Origin of the sequence: Mycolicibacterium sp. ND9-15 (assembly GCF_035918395.1) — a bacterium.
In the GTDB taxonomy this organism is placed as follows: domain Bacteria; phylum Actinomycetota; class Actinomycetes; order Mycobacteriales; family Mycobacteriaceae; genus Mycobacterium.
The window spans coordinates 3,493,575-3,511,596 of the sequence record NZ_CP142362.1; the positions used below are offsets into that span (position 1 = coordinate 3,493,575).

General features: G+C 68.3%; 14 protein-coding genes and 1 pseudogene. 11 read left to right on the forward strand and 4 right to left on the reverse strand.

Translation table 11 applies throughout. The features are described from left to right. Window positions 1-41 precede the first annotated feature (41 nt). Complete coding sequence (locus QGN32_RS16585; protein ID WP_326545410.1) at window positions 42-1,490, forward strand: NAD-dependent succinate-semialdehyde dehydrogenase; 1,449 nt, start codon at window positions 42-44, stop codon at window positions 1,488-1,490. Window positions 1,491-1,590: 100 nt separating this feature from the next. Continuing rightward, the gene (locus tag QGN32_RS16590) at window positions 1,591-3,546 is read left to right on the forward strand and encodes an SGNH/GDSL hydrolase family protein (protein WP_326549113.1); all 1,956 of its coding nucleotides are present in this window, start codon (window positions 1,591-1,593) and stop codon (window positions 3,544-3,546) included. A gap of 60 nt (window positions 3,547-3,606) precedes the next feature. On the opposite strand, the gene QGN32_RS16595 is transcribed toward QGN32_RS16590, so the two are convergent. Continuing rightward, window positions 3,607-3,870 (reverse strand): chorismate mutase, encoded by a 264-nt coding sequence (locus tag QGN32_RS16595; protein ID WP_326545411.1) that lies wholly within the window; start codon window positions 3,868-3,870, stop codon window positions 3,607-3,609. A gap of 163 nt (window positions 3,871-4,033) precedes the next feature. Between QGN32_RS16595 and pcrA the strand changes: the two genes are divergently transcribed. Further along, window positions 4,034-6,358, forward strand: coding sequence for a DNA helicase PcrA (pcrA, locus tag QGN32_RS16600; protein WP_326545412.1), 2,325 nt, complete (start codon window positions 4,034-4,036; stop codon window positions 6,356-6,358). Here pcrA and QGN32_RS16605 read toward each other — a convergent pair. Continuing rightward, the gene (locus QGN32_RS16605) at window positions 6,355-6,999 is read right to left on the reverse strand and encodes a hypothetical protein (RefSeq protein WP_326545413.1); all 645 of its coding nucleotides are present in this window, start codon (window positions 6,997-6,999) and stop codon (window positions 6,355-6,357) included. The two genes, pcrA and QGN32_RS16605, sit on opposite strands and share 4 nt — an antisense overlap. A 9-nt stretch (window positions 7,000-7,008) precedes the next feature. Then, window positions 7,009-8,085, reverse strand: coding sequence for a M23 family metallopeptidase (locus QGN32_RS16610; protein ID WP_326545414.1), 1,077 nt, complete (start codon window positions 8,083-8,085; stop codon window positions 7,009-7,011). Between the two features lie 251 nt (window positions 8,086-8,336). Here QGN32_RS16610 and sucC point away from each other — a divergent pair, with 251 nt between their 5' ends. The 3 genes from sucC to QGN32_RS16625 all read left to right on the forward strand — a co-directional run bounded on the left by sucC (window position 8,337) and on the right by QGN32_RS16625 (window position 12,151). Then, window positions 8,337-9,503 (forward strand): ADP-forming succinate--CoA ligase subunit beta, encoded by a 1,167-nt coding sequence (sucC, locus tag QGN32_RS16615; RefSeq protein WP_326545415.1) that lies wholly within the window; start codon window positions 8,337-8,339, stop codon window positions 9,501-9,503. A 10-nt stretch (window positions 9,504-9,513) separates the two neighbouring features. After that, window positions 9,514-10,428 (forward strand): succinate--CoA ligase subunit alpha, encoded by a 915-nt coding sequence (gene sucD / locus QGN32_RS16620; RefSeq protein ID WP_326545416.1) that lies wholly within the window; start codon window positions 9,514-9,516, stop codon window positions 10,426-10,428. Between the two features lie 196 nt (window positions 10,429-10,624). Further along, window positions 10,625-12,151 (forward strand): acetyl-CoA acetyltransferase, encoded by a 1,527-nt coding sequence (locus tag QGN32_RS16625; RefSeq protein WP_326545417.1) that lies wholly within the window; start codon window positions 10,625-10,627, stop codon window positions 12,149-12,151. A 7-nt stretch (window positions 12,152-12,158) separates the two neighbouring features. Here QGN32_RS16625 and QGN32_RS16630 read toward each other — a convergent pair whose 3' ends face one another. Next, window positions 12,159-13,007 (reverse strand): LLM class F420-dependent oxidoreductase, encoded by an 849-nt coding sequence (locus QGN32_RS16630; RefSeq protein WP_326545418.1) that lies wholly within the window; start codon window positions 13,005-13,007, stop codon window positions 12,159-12,161. Between the two features lie 97 nt (window positions 13,008-13,104). Between QGN32_RS16630 and QGN32_RS16635 the strand changes: the two are divergent. The 5 genes and pseudogenes from QGN32_RS16635 to purH form a co-directional block, all read left to right on the forward strand. Next, window positions 13,105-13,348 (forward strand): annotated as a pseudogene (locus QGN32_RS16635) (dimethylsulfone monooxygenase SfnG); the annotation flags it as partial. Between the two features lie 77 nt (window positions 13,349-13,425). Then, window positions 13,426-14,340, forward strand: coding sequence for a DUF5336 domain-containing protein (locus QGN32_RS16640; RefSeq protein ID WP_326545419.1), 915 nt, complete (start codon window positions 13,426-13,428; stop codon window positions 14,338-14,340). A gap of 71 nt (window positions 14,341-14,411) precedes the next feature. Further along, entirely contained in the window at window positions 14,412-15,803 is a 1,392-nt protein-coding gene (locus QGN32_RS16645) for a cell division protein PerM (protein WP_326545420.1), read from the forward strand. Between the two features lie 10 nt (window positions 15,804-15,813). Continuing rightward, window positions 15,814-16,443: a phosphoribosylglycinamide formyltransferase gene (purN, locus tag QGN32_RS16650; protein WP_326545421.1), complete on the forward strand. Its 630-nt coding sequence runs from the start codon at window positions 15,814-15,816 to the stop codon at window positions 16,441-16,443. Beyond that, window positions 16,440-18,002 (forward strand): bifunctional phosphoribosylaminoimidazolecarboxamide formyltransferase/IMP cyclohydrolase, encoded by a 1,563-nt coding sequence (gene purH / locus QGN32_RS16655; protein WP_326545422.1) that lies wholly within the window; start codon window positions 16,440-16,442, stop codon window positions 18,000-18,002. Before purN ends, purH begins: the two co-directional genes overlap by 4 nt. Window positions 18,003-18,022 lie beyond the last annotated feature (20 nt).

The following is an 18,022-nucleotide window of genomic DNA, read 5'->3' on the forward strand; positions in this document are numbered from 1 at the left end:
CGCCCTCGCCGAAAAGCCCGCCAAAGGTGTAAGAGAGAACTATGGATACCGCGAAGCTGCTGTCGTCTCTGCCCACCGGACTCTGGATCGGCGGTGAGGAACGGCAGGGCTCGTCCACCTTCGATGTGCTCGACCCCTCCGACGACCAGGTGCTCGCGTCCGTCGCGAACGCCACCGCCGAGGATGCGATCGCCGCGCTCGACGCCGCCTGCGCGGTGCAGGCCGAATGGGCCGCCACCGCACCACGCCAACGGGGCGAGATCCTGCGCGCGGTGTTCGACAAGATCACCGAACGCGCCGAGGACATCGCCACGCTGATGACCCTGGAGATGGGCAAGGTGGTCCGCGAGAGCATGGGCGAGGTGACCTACGGAGCGGAGTTCTTCCGCTGGTTCGCCGAGGAGGCGGTGCGCATCGCGGGCCGCTACACGCCCAGCCCGGCGGGCACCGGCCGGGTCCTGGTCACCAAGCAGCCGGTCGGGCCGTGCTACGCGATCACGCCGTGGAACTTCCCACTGGCGATGGGCACCCGCAAGATCGGCCCCGCGTTGGCGGCCGGTTGCACGATGATCGTCAAGCCCGCGCAGGAGACGCCGCTGACCATGCTGTTGCTGGCCAAGCTGATGGACGAGGCGGGTCTGCCCAAGGGCGTGCTGTCCGTGCTGCCGACGACGAATCCCGGCGACGTGACCGCCGCCCTGATCGACGACGGCCGGCTGCGCAAGCTGACCTTCACCGGGTCGACCGGCGTCGGCAAGGCGCTGGTCAAGCAGTCGGCGGACAAGCTGCTGCGCACCTCGATGGAACTCGGCGGGAACGCGCCGTTCGTGGTGTTCGACGACGCCGACGTCGACGCCGCCGTCGACGGCGCGATCCTGGCCAAGATGCGCAACGGCGGCGAGGCGTGCACCGCGGCCAACCGCTTCCACGTCGCGAACTCGGTGCGCGAGGAGTTCACCGACAAGCTGGTCAAGCGGATGAGCGAGTTCACGCTCGGCAAGGGCCTCGACGAGTCGGCCACCCTGGGCCCGCTGATCAACGCCAAGCAGGTCGCCACGGTCGAGGATCTGGTCTCCGACGCGGTGTCACGCGGGGCGAAGGTCGCGGTCGGTGGCGTCGCCCCCGGCGGAGCGGGCAGTTTCTATCCGGCCACCGTGCTTGCCGACGTACCCGCCCACGCCCGAATCCTCTCCGAGGAGGTGTTCGGGCCCGTCGCGCCGATCACCGGCTTCGACACCGAGGAGGAGGGCATCGCGGCGGCCAACGACACCGACTACGGCCTGGCCGCCTACATCTACACCCAGTCGCTCGACCGCGCGCTGCGCGTCGCCGAGGCCATCGAGTCCGGCATGGTCGGAATCAACCGCGGCGTGATCTCCGACCCGGCCGCGCCGTTCGGCGGGGTCAAGGAATCGGGCTTCGGCCGCGAGGGCGGCTTCGAGGGCATGGACGAGTATCTCGAGATCAAGTACATCGCGCTGACGAAGTAGCCCGACACGCCGCCGCGCCTGCGACCCCGCGTCTGCCCCCGCAGGCAAGATTCGGGAAGTGAATGCGCGTCGGCCTGTCGCGCCCGCTGATCGCCGCCAGCTGTCAGTACATCGCTCCTCGCGTGCGCATCGGCGTGGCGAGATCCCCGCCCTGGACGGTATCCGCGCCGTCGCCGTCGCGCTTGTGCTCGCCGACCACGGCGGCATCCCGGGCGTCTCGGGTGGGTTCCTGGGCGTCGACGTGTTCTTCGTGTTGAGCGGTTTCCTGATCACCTCGCTGCTGCTCGACGAGCACGCACGCACCGGGCGAATCCGGTTGCGTGACTTCTGGATCCGCCGGGCCCGCAGATTGCTGCCGGCCCTGCTGGTGATGGTGCTCGCGGTGGTGGCCGCGCGGGGGTTCTTCTCGGCGGAGGCGGTCTCGTCGCTGCGCGACGACGCCGTCGCCTCGCTGTTCTGGGTGGCCAACTGGGCGTTCGTCGCACAGCGCACCGACTACTTCTCGCAGGGCGCCCCGCCGTCGCCGCTGCAGCACACCTGGTCGCTGGGCGTCGAGGAGCAGTACTACCTGCTGTGGCCGCTGCTGCTGATCGCCGTCGCCTTCGTGTTCTGCCGGCGAAGCCCGACACATCTGCGGTGGGCGGTGTTGGGCCTGGCCGCCGCGGGCGCGATCGCGTCGGCGGTGGCGGCGATCGCGTTCACCCACGACGCGACGTTGAACCGCGTCTACTTCGGCACCGACACCCGCGCGCAGGCCCTGCTCATCGGCGCCGCGGCGGCCGCCCTGCTGGTCCGGGACTGGACAACCGTGACCCTGGCCGGGCCGGTGATCAGGACGCGGTGGCTGCGATGGGTGGCCCGCTTTTCATCGGTCGTCGGCGTCGTCGTGCTCGGGTTCGCGGTGCACATGGCAACCGGCAGCGTCGGCGACTTCCGCGCGGGCCTGCTGATCGTCGTCGCGCTCGCGGCCGCCGCCGTGGTCGGCGCGGTCGCGATGGATCAGGACGGACCGGTCGCGCGCGTGCTGGCGTGGCGACCGCTGGTGTTGCTGGGTGCGATCTCCTACGGCGTGTACCTGTGGCACTGGCCGATCTTCCTGGCGGTCAACGGCGAGCGCACCGGATGGTCCGGGTGGTCGTTGTTCGCGCTGCGGTGCGCGGCGACGCTCGCGGTGGCGGCAGTGTCGTGGTGGCTGCTCGAACAGCCGATTCGGCGCTGGCGGCCGGTGATCGTTCCGATGCTGCCGTTGGCCGGCGCGACGGCCGCCACCGCGGCGGCGATCACGATGACGGTGCTGCCGGTCAGCGTGCCACCGGGACCGCCGGAGGACCTGAGCATCGACTCCGCCGCGCTGGTTGCACCCGAGGTGCCGGTCGCAGTGCAACGCCCCACCGTTCGCCGCCCGGGCGCCAGGACGGTCGCGGTGTTCGGCGACTCGGTGGCCTGGACGTTGATGCGCTACCTGCCGGAGACGCCGGGCCTGGCGTTCGCCGATCACACGACGATCGGATGCGGTATCGCACGCGGCGGGCCGTACCGCTACACCGGGCAGACGCTGAACCAGAAGCCGGACTGCGACACATGGCCGAGCAGGTGGTCAGAGCGGGTCAAACATCAACGACCCGACGTGGTGCTGCTGATCGTGGGGCGCTGGGAGGTCGTCGACCGGATGAACGAGGGCCGGTGGACGCACATCGGCGAGCCGACCTACGACGCCTATCTGCGGGCGGAACTCAACCACGCGCTCGACATCCTGTCCTCGACCGGCGCGCGCGTCGTCGTCACCACCGAGCCGTACACCCGCCGAGCCGAGAAACGGGACGGCAGCCTGTACCCGGAGGACGACCCGGATCGCACCGACGACTGGAACGCGTTGCTGCGCAGCGCCGTCAAGTACCGGCAGAACGTCACCGTGCTCGACCTGAACCGCAAGCTCGGGCCGAACGGCGGCTACACCAACTGGATCGGCGGCATCCGCATCCGCAGCGACGGTGTTCATCCCACCCCGGAAGCGGTCGAGTGGATGACGCCGTGGTTGACCGACGCGCTGCGCTGAGCGATTTCGGTGCGCTACCGATCGCGCAGCGACTGGTTACGCACCGAAATCACCCGAAAATCAGTGACCGAGGCGGCCGCGACCCAGCCGCAGCAGCAGCATCGCGAGGTCCTTGCCCTCGGGACCGAGTTCGCTGTAGCGCTCGATCACCTTCATCTCGCGGCTGTGCACCAGCCGGGTCCCGCCGGAGGCCATCCGGGCCTGGCCGATCATTTTGGACACCTCGGTACGGCGCTTCACGGCCGCGAGAATCTCGGCGTCGAGTCGGTCGATCTCATGGCGCAGGTCATCAATATCGGGCACGGTCTCGGTTTCGGTCGTCATGGCGTATCACCCCCTCAGTACTCTTGCCAAGCAGTGAGACCACGAGCGTCGCGGATCGGCACCCGTAGCGACTCGCTGTTTGCTGAGCACGGCTCAAAGTGTGCCACCAAAAGCCGCGCCCGCGCAAAGATTGTCCCTGCACAGCGGTAAGTTCGAATACGACATGACTCTCTCGACACCGGTCACCGACACCGAGCACCTGCTCGACGGGCTCAACCCGCAGCAACGCCAGGCCGTGCTGCACGAAGGCACGCCGCTGCTCATCGTCGCCGGCGCCGGTTCCGGCAAGACCGCCGTGCTCACCCGCCGGATCGCCTACCTCCTGGCCGCCCGTGACGTCGGCGTCGGCCAGGTGCTGGCCATCACGTTCACGAACAAGGCCGCCGCCGAGATGCGCGAGCGCGTGGTGGGGCTGGTCGGGCCGCGCGCCCGCGCGATGTGGGTGTCGACGTTCCACTCGACGTGTGTGCGGATCCTGCGCAACCAGGCGTCGTTGATCAAGGGCCTGAACTCGAACTTCTCGATCTACGACGCCGACGACTCGCGTCGCCTGCTGTTGATGATCGGCAAGGACATGGGGCTGGACACCAAGCGGTACTCGCCGCGGCTGCTGGCCAACGCCATCTCCAACCACAAGAACGAGCTGATCGGGCCGGAGCAGGCGGCGCTCGAGGCGTCCGAGGCGGGCGAGGAGTTGCCCGGCATCGTCGCCGGGGTCTACGCCGAGTACCAGCGGCGCCTGCGGGCGGCCAACGCGCTAGACTTCGACGACCTGATCGGCGAGACGGTCGCTGTGCTGCAAGCCTTTCCGCAAATCGCGCAGTACTACCGGCGGCGGTTCCGGCACATCCTGGTCGACGAGTACCAGGACACCAACCACGCGCAGTACGTGTTGGTGCGTGAGTTGGTGGGGACGGCCGCCTTGCACGATGATGCAGCCGGCGTCGCGCCTGCCGAGCTGTGCGTGGTGGGCGACGCCGACCAGTCGATCTACGCGTTCCGGGGTGCGACCATCCGCAACATCGAGGACTTCGAACGCGACTTTCCCAACGCCACAACGATTCTGCTCGAACAGAACTACCGCTCGACGCAGAACATCCTGAACGCCGCGAACTCGGTCATCTCCCGCAACACCGGTCGCCGCGAGAAGCGGCTGTGGACCGACGAAGGCGACGGTGAGCTGATCGTCGGCTATGTCGCCGACAACGAGCACGACGAGGCCAGGTTCGTCGCCCAGGAGATCGACGCGCTCATCGACGACGGGGGAAGTTATAACGACGTCGCGGTGTTCTACCGCACCAACAACTCGTCGCGCGCGCTGGAAGAGGTGTTCATCCGCGCCGGCATCCCGTACAAAGTCGTTGGCGGCGTGCGCTTTTACGAACGTCGGGAGATCCGCGACATCGTCGCGTACCTGCGGGTGCTGGACAACCCCGGTGACTCGGTGAGCATGCGGCGCATCCTCAACACCCCGCGCCGAGGCATCGGCGACCGCGCCGAAGCCTGCGTGGCCGTCTACGCCGAGAACACCGGGTCCAGCTTCAACGACGCGCTGCAGGCCGCCGCCGAGGGCAAGGTGCCGATGCTCAACACCCGCGCTGAGAAGTGCATCTCGGCGTTCGTGGAGATGCTCGACGACCTGCGCGGGCGCCTCGACGGTGAGCTGGGCGAGTTGGTCGAAGCGGTGCTCGACCGCACCGGCTACCGCACCGAACTCGAGTCGTCCAGCGATCCGCAGGATCTCGCGCGTCTGGACAACCTCAACGAGTTGGTCAGCGTCGCACACGAATTCAGCACCGACCTGGCCAACGCCCGGGCGCTCGGCGAGGATGAGCCCGTCGACGAGGACGTCCCCGACACCGGTGTGCTGGCACAGTTCCTCGAGCGGGTGTCGCTGGTGGCCGATGCCGACGAGCTACCCGAGCACGGCGCCGGCGTGGTCACGATGATGACGCTGCACACCGCCAAGGGCCTCGAGTTCCCGGTGGTGTTCGTGACCGGCTGGGAGGACGGCATGTTCCCGCACATGCGGGCGCTGGGCGACCCCGGCGAACTGTCCGAGGAGCGGCGGCTGGCCTACGTCGGCATCACCCGGGCCCGGCAGCGGCTCTACGTCAGCCGGGCCAAGGTCCGCTCGTCGTGGGGCCAGCCGATGCTCAACCCGGAGTCGCGGTTCCTCAAGGAGATTCCGCAGCACCTCATCGACTGGCGCCGCACCGATCCCGAGAAGGGAAGGCCGTCGTTCAGCGCGCCGGTCAGCGGTTCGGGCCGCTTCGGAACCCCGCGCCCGTCGCCCACGCGGTCCGGCGCCGGGAAGCGCCCGCTGCTGGTGCTCGAACCCGGCGACCGGGTCACCCACGACAAGTACGGGCTGGGCCGCGTCGAGGAGGTCACCGGCGCCGGCGAGTCGGCGATGTCGCTGATCGACTTCGGCAGCTCCGGTCGCGTCAAGCTGATGCACAACCACGCGCCCATCAGCAAGCTCTAGCCGGAACGCTCCCAGCGGCCGGTGGCGGGCAGCGCCGCGAGCACGATGCTGGACAGTGGCAGCAGCGGGATCGCGTACACCACCGCCGGCAGTTTGGCGCCCGCGACGAACAGGCTGGAGAAGATCAGCACCGCCACCGCCGAACCCACCATGATGAGTAACCGGCTCACCCAGCGGCGCAACAGCAGCCCGATCAGGCCGGCGATGAGCGCGGCCGCCGAGATCCCGGTCAGGAAGCCGACCGCGACGCAGAACAGCCGGTCCGAGCGCCACCAGCCGGTGATCAGGTCGGTGGCGATGACGGCGGTGGCCCAACCGGTGAGGATGCTCAGGACCGCGGTCGCGATCGCGGTCTTCGGGCTGGCCGGTGGAGGTTGTGTCGGGGCCACGGCGACGGGCCTGGCCCGCGGGATGTACCCGGTTTGCGGCTCCGCCTGGTTCGACAGCTGGGTCGGGATGAGATTCGTCGCCTGCGTCGAAGGGTCCGCGGTGGGAATCGCGCCGGTGGGGTGGCGCCGGATGATGGTTGTCTGCGGGTCCGGACCGGTGGGGATCTCGCCGGTCGGGTGACGACGAATGATGTTCGTCTCGGGATTCGGCGGCGCGGGGCGCGTCGGATCGGGCTCGTCGTCGCTGGCCACTCAGCCAGATTAGTTGCCTGGGCTCAGGCCTCGCTTGGCCAGCCAGCCCACCGGGTCGACGCGGTCGGTGCCGTTCAGGTGCACCTCGAAGTGCAGGTGTGGGCCGGTCGAGTTGCCGGTGTTGCCCATTTTGGCGATCTGGTCGCCCGCCCACACCCGTTGACCGACCTCGACCTGCCACGAGCTGAGGTGCCCGTACAGCGTCACCGTGCCGTCGGAGTGACGCACCTTGACCATGTTGCCGTAGCCGGCGTATGGGCCCGCGGAGATGACGACGCCGTCGGAGGCCGCGAGCACCGGGGTGCCGATCGAGTTCGCGATGTCGATTCCGCCGTGCAGCGCGCCCCAGCGGTAGCCGAAGCCCGACGTCCACACGCCCTTGGTGGGCATCACGAACATCGGCCGTTGCAGGCGCGCCTCGCGTTCGGCACGCTCCTGCGCGAATGCGGCCGCCTTCTGGATCTCCTCGGTGTGCACCGCCGAACTGGCGGCGGGCGTCACGGCGACGATCTGCATGCCGTCCACCGAACCGCTGATGGGCCCGGCGAGCGTGTCCTGATCGACGGCAAGCACGGTCTGGGAGGACGACTCCTGTGCGGTGTTGGCCATCGAGTATGCGCCCGCCGCGGTAGCACCGACCGCCATCGCCGCGACCATCAGCCGACCCTTCACGGGGACCTCTTGCCTGCGGTGCTGGCCTGCGCGACCGGCGATCTTGATGACGTCGGTGGCGGCCATGCCGTCGCTGGTGTCGGTGTGGCTGTCGCGGTAGGCGTGCGAGCGGCGCGTGTGCCTCGAACCGGGCTGGAGTCCGGCCCGGAACTCCGACGGCACCGCCAGGCGCAGGGGGACGAGATCGTCGGTGTCGGTCAGGTCGTCGAGTTCGGGAGCGTGCATGACCCGGGCTTCCCGGTCAAAGGCGCTGTTCTCGCGGAAGTCGGCGTCAGCCCCCAAATCGGGCAAGCCGCCGAACTCGTTGAACGGGATGATGTCGGTGACTTCTGCTGGGGATTCGATTACGCGGCGGCTGATTTGCCGATTCGTCGACGATCTGCGATGAGATCCGGACGAACGGTGCGAAGCCAACCTGGGGAATCCTTGCTAGTCGCGTGACCAAAACGTTATCGAGCCAGAGGCACGTTAACCAACTCCCGATGAAGGCTGCAACCCGTGCACGCCCTCAGGCAAGTTTTGTGACTTGTATCACTGATGCCGCCGCGGTGAGATCGACCACATGAGCGGTGGGCGGTGCCAACGCCTCGCGGCCGTGTGGATAAAGTTTTCCCGAGCCTTCGGCCCGACAACTCCGCAATCGACGCGCTAGAGACAGTGAGCTAATGGATCTCTTCGAATATCAGGCGAAAGAGCTTTTCGCCAAGCACAACGTGCCCACCACACCGGGTCGGGTGACCGACACCGCCGAGGACGCCAAGGCGATCGCCGAGGAAATCGGCAAGCCCGTGATGGTCAAGGCGCAGGTCAAGACCGGTGGCCGCGGTAAGGCCGGCGGCGTGAAGTACGCGGCCACCCCGGACGACGCGTTCACCCACGCGCAGAACATCCTCGGTCTCGACATCAAGGGCCACATCGTCAAGAAGCTGCTGGTCTCGGAGGCCAGCGACATCGCCGAGGAGTACTACATCTCGTTCCTGCTCGACCGCGCGAACCGAACCTACCTGGCGATGTGCTCGGTCGAGGGCGGGATGGAGATCGAAGAGGTCGCCGCAACCAAGCCTGACCGGCTGGCCAAGGTGCCGGTCGACGCGACCAAGGGCGTCGACGAGGCGTTCGCCCGCGAGATCGCCGAGAAAGGCCACCTGCCCGCCGAGGTCCTCGACGCCGCCGCCGTGACCATCGCCAAGCTGTGGGAGGTGTTCGTCGGCGAGGACGCCACACTGGTCGAGGTCAACCCGCTGGTGCGCACGCCGGACAATCAGATCCTCGCGCTGGACGGCAAGGTCACCCTCGACGCCAACGCCGACTTTCGCCATCCGGAGCACGCGGAGTTCGAGGACCGCGAGGCGACCGACCCGCTGGAGCTCAAGGCCAAGGAGCACGACCTCAACTACGTCAAGCTCGACGGGGCGGTGGGCATCATCGGCAACGGCGCCGGTCTGGTGATGTCGACGCTCGACGTCACCGCCTACGCCGGTGAGAAGCACGGCGGCGTGAAGCCGGCCAACTTCCTCGACATCGGCGGCGGCGCCTCGGCCGAGGTGATGGCCGCGGGGCTGGACGTCATCCTGCACGACCCACAGGTCAAAAGCGTGTTCGTCAACGTGTTCGGCGGCATCACCGCGTGCGACGAGGTCGCCAACGGCATCGTCAACGCGCTGAAGATTCTCGGCGACGAGGCCAACAAGCCGCTGGTCGTGCGCCTCGACGGCAACAACGTCGACGAGGGGCGCCGCATCCTCGCCGAGGCCAACCATCCGCTGGTGACCGAGGTGGACACGATGGACGAAGCCGCCGACAAGGCTGCCGAGCTGGCCGCGAAAGCCTGAGAGGACCGAAATGTCGATCTTTCTGAACAAGAACTCCAAGGTCATCGTCCAGGGCATTACCGGCAAGGAGGCCAGCCTCCACACCGCGCGCATGCTCAAGGCCGGCACCCAGTTGGTCGGCGGCGTCAACGCCCGCAAGGCCGGCACCACCGTGTCGCATGTCGATAAGGACGGCAAGGGCATCGAGCTGCCGGTGTTCGGCACCGTCGCCGAGGCGATGAAGGAAACCGGCGCTGACGTGTCGGTCGTCTTCGTGCCGCCGAAGTTCGCCAAGGACGCGATCATCGAGGCCATCGACGCCGAGATCCCGTTGCTGGTTGTCATCACCGAGGGAATTCCGGTGCAGGACACCGCATTCGCGTGGGCCTACAACCTGTCGAAGAACGGTGAGGGGAGCCCGAAGACCCGCATCATCGGACCGAACTGCCCCGGCATCATCACGCCCGACGAGGCGCTGGCGGGCATCACGCCGGCCAACATCACCGGCGCCGGTCCGGTCGGTCTGGTGTCGAAGTCCGGGACGTTGACCTACCAGATGATGTACGAGCTGCGCGATCTCGGGTTCTCGACGGCCATCGGCATCGGCGGAGACCCGGTGATCGGCACCACGCATATCGACGCGATCGAGGCCTTCGAGAAGGATCCCGACACCAAGGTCATCGTGATGATCGGCGAGATCGGCGGCGACGCCGAGGAGCGGGCCGCCGATTACATCAAGGCCAACGTGAGCAAGCCGGTCGTCGGCTACGTCGCGGGCTTCACGGCGCCGGAGGGCAAGACGATGGGCCACGCCGGCGCGATCGTCTCCGGGTCGTCGGGCACGGCGCAGGCCAAGAAGGAAGCGCTGGAGGCCGCGGGGGTGAGGGTCGGCAAGACGCCGTCGGAGACCGCCCGGCTGGCACGGGAGATCCTGCAGACTCTGTAGTTCGTTCGCCGCGCGAGCTTCCTCCTCACCGCGAGTGACCGTGTCTGTACGCCGACACGCCGTCACCTGACGTACAACAGCGGTCGCTCGCGGCGTGCCGAGTGGGCGCACGCAGATGTGAAGTTGACCGCAGGATTAGGAACAGGTTCACAGTTTCGATTAGCCTGACGAACTAACACTCGTCAGGAGGTCTGTAATGGTCGATCCGCGGACCCCGGTCATCGTCGGCGTCGGACAGTTCACCGAACGCATAGACGATTCCGACTACCGGGGCCTGTCGGCGGTGGACCTGGCGACCGAGGCGGTGCGTGCGGCGCTGGCCGACACCGGTGTCGATGTCACGGCGGCCGCGACGGCGATCGAGACGGTGTACGGCTTGCGCCAGTTCGAGATCTCCGGGCCGATGCCCGCGAAACTGGGCAAGTCGAACAACTATCCGCGTTCGGTGATGCGGCGGATCGGCGGCGATCCCACCCGCGTCGTGCTCGAACCGGTCGGCGGGCAGGGCCCGCAGAAGCTCGTCACCGAAGCCGGGAACGCCATCGCGGCAGGCGAATTCGATGTAGCGATGGTGATCGGTTCCGAACCGGGGTCGACGGCTCGGTACTTCGCCGACCGCGACGACAAGCCCGACTTCACCGAACAGGTCGACGGCCAACTCGAGGATCGCGGCCACCAAATCCACCAGTACTTCACCGAATACACCGCCTCGCACGGGCTGACCGGTGCCGCGGTGCAATACGGCCTGCTGGACAACGCACGCCGCGGCCGGCTCGGGCGCAGCGTCGGTGATTACCGGCAGGAGATGGCCGAGTTGTTCGCGCCCATGTCGAAAGTCGCTGCGAAGAACCCGTTCTCGTCATCTCCGGTCGAGCGCTCCGTCGAGGAGATCGTCACCGTCACCGACGACAACCGGATGATCTGCGATCCCTACCCCCGACTGCTGGTGGCGCGCGATCAGGTCAACCAGGGTGCCGCCGCGATCATGATGTCGGTGGCCGCCGCGCGTCGTCTCGGGGTACCCGAGGAGAAGTGGGTCTATCTGCACGGTCATTCGGACATGACCGAGCAGGGACTGCTGGACCGCGTCGACCTCGGCGCCAGCCCGGCGGCTGTGCATGCCGCGCGAGAAGCCTTGCGGGTGGCGGAAATCGGTGTCGACGACATCGCCACCTTCGACCTGTACAGCTGCTTCCCGTTCCCGGTCTTCGTCGTCTCCGAGGCGCTGGGCATCGACGGCGCCGATCCGCGCGGCCTTACCGTGACCGGCGGCCTGCCGTACTTCGGCGGACCGGGTAACAGCTACTCGCTACACGCCATCGCCGAAACGGTGGGCAGGATACGCGAGACACCAGGACAATTCGGGTTCGTCGGCGCCAACGGCGGCACCATGAGCAAGTACTCGGTGGGCATCTACTCGACCCTTCCGGTCGGGTGGCGGACGGACCGCAGTGCCGCCCTGAACCTCGACGTGGCCGCACTCCCCAAGGTGCCCGTCACCGAGTGGCCCGAAGGACGCGGGACAATCGAAACGTATTCGGTGCGCTACGACTGGCCGGTGCGCACCGGCGTCATCATCGGCAGATCCGATGCGGACAACACGAGGTTCATGGCGCTCACCGAGGACGAGAACCTCGTCGCGCTGATGTCCGACGGCGACCCCCTCGGTGCGGCGATCGAGGTGCGCCGCGACGGCAAGGTCAATCGCGCCAAGCTTCGGTAAGCCTCGCTCAAACCAGCGCGGCCAGCTTGCCCGCCAGGCGTTCCACGTAGGCCGCGACGTCGTCGGCGGACTTGTCCGGCAGCCCGAAGAGCACCTCGGTGACACCGAGATCGCCCCAACGGGCCAGCTTTTCGGGATCGGGCTTGAAGTCGAGCGCGACGATCTGCGGCGCGCCTTCGCGACCTGCTGCCGCCCAGGTGTCCTGCAGCAGCTTGACCGGCTCGTCGATGTCGAAGTCACGCGGCGTGGTGATCCAGCCGTCGGCGGACCGGGCGATCCACTTGAAATTCTTCTCGGTTCCCGCGGCGCCGACGAGGACCGGGATGTGCGATTGGATCGGCTTGGGCCACGCCCAACTCGGGCCGAAGTTGACGAACTCGCCCTCGTACGACGCTTCCTCCTGGGTCCACAGCGCCCGCATCGCTTCCAGATACTCGCGCAGCATCGTGCGCCGACGGCCGGGCGGCACGTTGTGGTCGGCAAGCTCGTCGGTGTTCCAGCCGAACCCCACCCCCAGGCTGACGCGGCCACCGGACAGGTGATCGAGCGTCGCGATCGATTTCGCCAGCGTGATCGGGTCGTGCTCGACCGGCAGCGCCACGGCCGTCGACAGCCGAACGCGAGAGGTCACGGCCGCGGCGGTACCCAGGCTGACCCACGGATCGAGCGTGCGCATGTAGCGGTCGTCGGGCAGCGACTCGTCGCCCGTCGTCGGGTGCGCAGCCTGCCTCTTGATCGGGATATGCGTGTGTTCGGGCACGTAGAACGTGGTGAACCCGTGGTCCTCGGCCAGCTTGGCGGCCGCTGCGGGCGTGATCCCACGATCACTGGTGAACAGCACGAGCCCGTAGTTCATGCCCAGAATTAGAACGTGTTTCACTCTGGGGGGCAAGCGCCGACTTTTTCTCAGCGCGAGCGATAGCTCAAGGTGATCGCCACGGTGCCCAATCCGGAGCTCGACGGCGGACAACCGGGGCATGTGGGCGGATTCGAACTTCGACGACCGCACGCAGTACAACGATGGGTTCCGCACGCAGCTGGTCGGCGCGCCCGAACAGATCGCCGAACGCATTGCGGCGTACCGCAAATGCGGTGTCGACTCGATCCTCGGCGGTTTCCTGCACTTCCAGGAGGAGATCGAGTACTTCGGAGCCGAAGCGTTGCCCGTTGGTCCGCGAAATCGAGGAGATTCAATAGGCGAACCCGCGCTCGCCTCAGCATGACCACTGTGCGCTAGCGTGGTTTTCGAAGCCCGCCCGAGCACAGGAGAGGCCATGACGTACCCCCCAAGTTCGCCCGGTAGCCCGGGATACCCGCCCGCACAGCAGCCGACCACCCAGTTCTCTGCGCCGACGCAGCAGTTCGGCAAGTCACCGGAGGTGGGGCAGTCGGCCGCCGACGCCCCGAGCAGGCTGCCGGGCTACCTCGCCATCGCGGTGGCTCTGTTGGGCCTGGCGGTGTACCTGTCGAGCTTCGCGCCGCTGTTCACCATCTCCGCCTCCGATTTCCCGGGCCTGGGCAGCATCAGCGGAAGCTCGTTCGGCCTGGTGCTCGCTGTCGCCGCGTCGCTCGTGGCGGGGCTGCTGGCCGGGGCGAGCCTGCTGCCACGGCAGGGCGTCTCCACGCCGGCCTACACCGTGCTGGCAGTCGCCGCGTTCCTCCTCGTCATCGCCGAGGTGATCAACCGGCCCAGCGGCGCCGCGATCGACTGGGGGCTGTACCTGATCATCGCGTTCTCGCTGTTGCAGGCGGTCGTCGCCGTCGCGGTGCTGCTGTTCGAGTCCGGCGTCATCACCCCGCCGGTACCGCGGCCGAAGTACGACCAGTCCTACGGGCAGCAGTACGGCGCTCCGGGCCACTACTACGGCCAGTCCCACGGCCAGTCCCATGGCCAGTCCCATGGCCAGTCCCATGGCCAGTCCCATGGCCAGTCACTTCACGGCGGACCGCAACATCAGCAGCGGCCGGGATATCCGTCGACGTACCCGGGCGGTTATCCGGGCGGCCCGTCGACGGGTGGCTTCCCAGGGGCCCCGCAACAAGGCCAGCAGCACGGCCAGCAGGGCCCGCCGACGCCGCCGACCGGATTTCCCGCGTACGGCCAGCCACCGTCATCCTCTTCGCCGACGTCGACCCAGGATCCGTCACAGCCGTCGCCCTCATCGCAGTCGACCCCGCCGCCGTCCTGAGTTGAGCCAGTAGTCTGAGCCGCGCGTGCGTCACCGTCGCGCGGCAGCCTGACTGAGGAGCGGCCCAACCAGTGGATCAACGGGCAGTCGGCGCACGCCAGGCGCGTGAGCTGCTTCGGGTCGCGTTCGGGCCGTCGTTGGTGGCGCTCGTCGTCATCGCGGCGATCGTGCTGCTGCAGCTGCTCATCGCCAACAGCGACATGACCGGCGCGCTCGGCGCGATCGCCAGCATGTGGCTCGGCGTGCACCTGGTACCGGTGTCGATCGGCGGAGCCGAGGTCGGGGTGCTGCCGCTCTTGCCGGTGCTCGTGATGGTGTGGGGCACCGCGCGCACGACAGCCGCGGCCACCAACCCGCACGGCTCGTGGTTCGTGACGCGCTGGGTCGTGGCCTCTGCGCTGGGCGGACCGCTGTTGCTCGCCGCGATCGCGCTGGCCGTCATCCACGACGCCGCGTCGGTGCTCACCGAACTGCAGACCCCGCACGCGCTGCGCGCATTCGGCGGCGTGCTGGCCGTACACGCGATCGGTGCGGTGGTGGGCGTCGGGTCGCGAGTCGGCAGGCGAGTGATGGCCGGGGTGTCACTGCCCGCCTGGCTGCCGGACGCGTTCCGAGCCGCCGCCGCGGGTGTGCTTGCGCTGGTCGGCCTCTCGGGTGTCGTGATGGCCGGTTCGCTGCTTGTGCACTGGTCGACGATGCACGACCTCTACTCGATCACCGACTCGATGTTCGGCCAGTTCAGCCTGACCGTGCTGTCGGTGCTCTACATACCCAATGTGATGGTCGGGACGGCAGCGGTGGCGGTCGGATCCAGCGCGCACGTCGGGCTCGCCACCTTCAGTTCGTTCACGGTGTTCGGCGGCGACATCCCGGCGCTTCCCCTGCTGGCCGCGGTGCCGACGCCGCCGCTGGGCCCGGTATGGGTGGCGCTGCTGATCGTCGCGGCGGCATCCGCGGTGGCGGTCGGGCAGCAGTGCGCGCGACGGCCGCTTGCGCTCGGGCCCGCGTTGGCCAAGTTGGCCGTTGCCTCCGGCCTGGCCGCGCTGACCATGGTGCTGCTCGGCTACGCCGGTGGTGGGCGGCTCGGCAACTTCGGGGACGTCGGCGTGGACCAGGCGACGTTCGGACCCGCGGTCTTCTTCTGGTTCGCCGGGATCGGCGCGCTGACCGTGTCGATGACGGGCGGCATCGCCCGCAGGCCGCGGGCGCCGGAGCCGGTTGTCGAGGCGGAAGCCGAGCCGGACGTGGGCTCCCAACCGGAACCCGAGCCCGAGTCCGCCGACCCCGAGCCCCAGCCCGAGCCTGCTGGCGGGGAGCCCGAACCCGAGCGTGCGGAACTGGAAGACACCGAAGCCGACGTCGAAGCTACCCGGGACGTCCCGAACGACAGCAAAAACGACGTCGTCGAGGACCCCGAGGACCACTTCATGGCGGACGACGACGGCGCACCCGGTAGCCATTAGGCTGCCAGGCGTGCAGCAGCCCCTCCGTGTGCCACCGAAGGTCCCCGCACGGGTCGTGGTGCTGGCATCGGGGACCGGTTCGCTGCTGCGCTCGCTACTCGACGCCACCGGGGGCGAGTACCCCGCGTCGATCGTCGCCGTCGGTGCGGACCGCGACTGCGCGGCCCTCGACATCGCCGCGGCCGCCTCGGTTCCCACCTATACCGTGCGGCTTCGCGACTACCCGGACCGGGAGGCGTGGGACGTCGCGATCACCGAAGCCACCGCTGCTTACGAGCCCGATCTGATCGTGTCCGCCGGATTCATGAAGATCCTTGGGCCACAGTTTCTTTCGCGGTTCACGGGACGGATCATCAACACGCACCCGGCGCTGCTGCCCGCATTCCCCGGCGCACACGCGGTACCCGATGCGCTCACCTACGGAGTGAAGGTGACCGGCTGCAGCGTGCATCTGGTGGACGCCGGAACCGACACCGGACCGGTGCTGGCCCAGGAGGCCGTCCCGGTCCTCGACGACGACGACGAGGCGACGCTGCACGAGCGGATCAAGGTCGTCGAACGACGACTACTGGTGCAAGTACTGGCCGCCGTGGCTGTCCGCGGCGTGACCTGGACCGGACGAAAGGCGACACTGGGATGACCGAGGGCAAGCGGCCGATTCGGCGGGCGTTGATCAGCGTCTACGACAAGACCGGCCTGGCCGAGTTGGCGCGCGGGCTGCACGATGCCGGGGTCAGCATCGTGTCGACCGGCTCCACCGCGAAAAGCATTGCCGCCGAGGGGGTCCCGGTAACCCCGGTGGAAGAGGTCACCGGCTTTCCCGAGGTGCTTGACGGGCGGGTCAAGACGCTGCACCCGCGTGTGCACGCCGGCCTGCTCGCCGATCAGCGTAAACCCGACCATGTTTCGGCGCTGGCCGAACTCGGTGTCGAGGCGTTCGAGCTGGTCGTGGTCAACCTGTATCCGTTCAGCGAGACCGTCGACTCCGGCGCCGGCATCGACGAATGTGTCGAGCAGATCGACATCGGCGGCCCCTCGATGGTTCGGGCCGCCGCAAAGAACCACCCCAGCGTCGCGGTGGTCGTCGACCCACTGGGCTATGACGGCGTGCTCGCCGCGGTGCACGCGGGCGGTTTCACGCTCGACGAGCGGAAGAAGCTGGCGTCGTTGGCATTTCGTCATACGGCCGAATACGACGTGGCGGTCGCGTCGTGGATGGGTTCGGTGCTGGCACCGGAGCCCGGAAGCCCGCTGCCCAACTGGGTCGGTGCCACCTGGCGGCGCAGTGCCGTGCTGCGCTACGGCGAGAACCCGCACCAGCAAGCCGCGCTCTACCGCAACGACGCCGCGTGGCCGGGCTTGGCGCAGGCGGAGCAACTACACGGCAAGGAGATGTCCTACAACAACTACACCGACGCCGACGCCGCATGGCGGGCCGCGTTCGACCATTCCGAGACGTGTGTGGCGATCATCAAGCACGCCAACCCGTGTGGCATCGCGGTGTCGTCGGTGTCGGTGGCCGACGCGCACCGCAAGGCCCACGAATGTGATCCGCTCTCGGCGTTCGGCGGCGTGATCGCGGCGAACACCACGGTGACCGTCGAGATGGCCGAGACCGTCGCCGACATCTTCACGGAAGTCATCATCGCCCCGGCCTACGAGCCGGGTGCGGTGGAGGTGCTCGCCCGCAAGAAGAACATCCGGGTCCTGGTGGCCTCCGAACCACAACCTGGGGGCACCGAGTTCCGCCAGGTCAGCGGCGGGCTGCTGGTACAACAGCGCGACGAGTTCACCGCTGCCGGCGACGACCCCGTCAACTGGACACTGGCCACCGGCGAGCCCGCCGGCCCGGCCACCTTGGCGGACCTGAAGTTCGCGTGGCGGGTGTGCCGGGCGGTGAAATCGAACGCGATCGTCGTCGCGGCGGACGGCGCCACCGTCGGTGTCGGTATGGGCCAGGTGAACCGTGTCGACGCCGCCCGCCTCGCGGTGCAGCGGGCCGGGGACCGGGTGCGGGGCGCGGTCGCCGCCTCCGACGCGTTCTTCCCGTTCCCCGACGGGTTGGAAGTGCTGACGGAGGGCGGCGTCAAAGCGATCGTCCACCCGGGCGGTTCCGTCCGCGACGACCAGGTCACCGAAGCGGCTGCCAGCGCGGGAATCTCGCTCTACCTCACCGGGGCGCGTCACTTCGCGCACTGACATTGCCGCGCGAGTGACCG

Coding starts and splice junctions, on each gene's coding strand:
- QGN32_RS16585 (WP_326545410.1), top strand. CDS start 42: ATGGATACCGCGAAGCTGCTGTCGTCTCTGCCCACCGGACTCTGGATC.
- QGN32_RS16595 (WP_326545411.1), bottom strand. CDS start 3,870: ATGACGACCGAAACCGAGACCGTGCCCGATATTGATGACCTGCGCCAT.
- pcrA (WP_326545412.1), top strand. CDS start 4,034: ATGACTCTCTCGACACCGGTCACCGACACCGAGCACCTGCTCGACGGG.
- sucC (WP_326545415.1), top strand. CDS start 8,337: ATGGATCTCTTCGAATATCAGGCGAAAGAGCTTTTCGCCAAGCACAAC.
- sucD (WP_326545416.1), top strand. CDS start 9,514: ATGTCGATCTTTCTGAACAAGAACTCCAAGGTCATCGTCCAGGGCATT.
- QGN32_RS16625 (WP_326545417.1), top strand. CDS start 10,625: ATGGTCGATCCGCGGACCCCGGTCATCGTCGGCGTCGGACAGTTCACC.
- QGN32_RS16630 (WP_326545418.1), bottom strand. CDS start 13,007: ATGAACTACGGGCTCGTGCTGTTCACCAGTGATCGTGGGATCACGCCC.
- QGN32_RS16640 (WP_326545419.1), top strand. CDS start 13,426: ATGACGTACCCCCCAAGTTCGCCCGGTAGCCCGGGATACCCGCCCGCA.
- purH (WP_326545422.1), top strand. CDS start 16,440: ATGACCGAGGGCAAGCGGCCGATTCGGCGGGCGTTGATCAGCGTCTAC.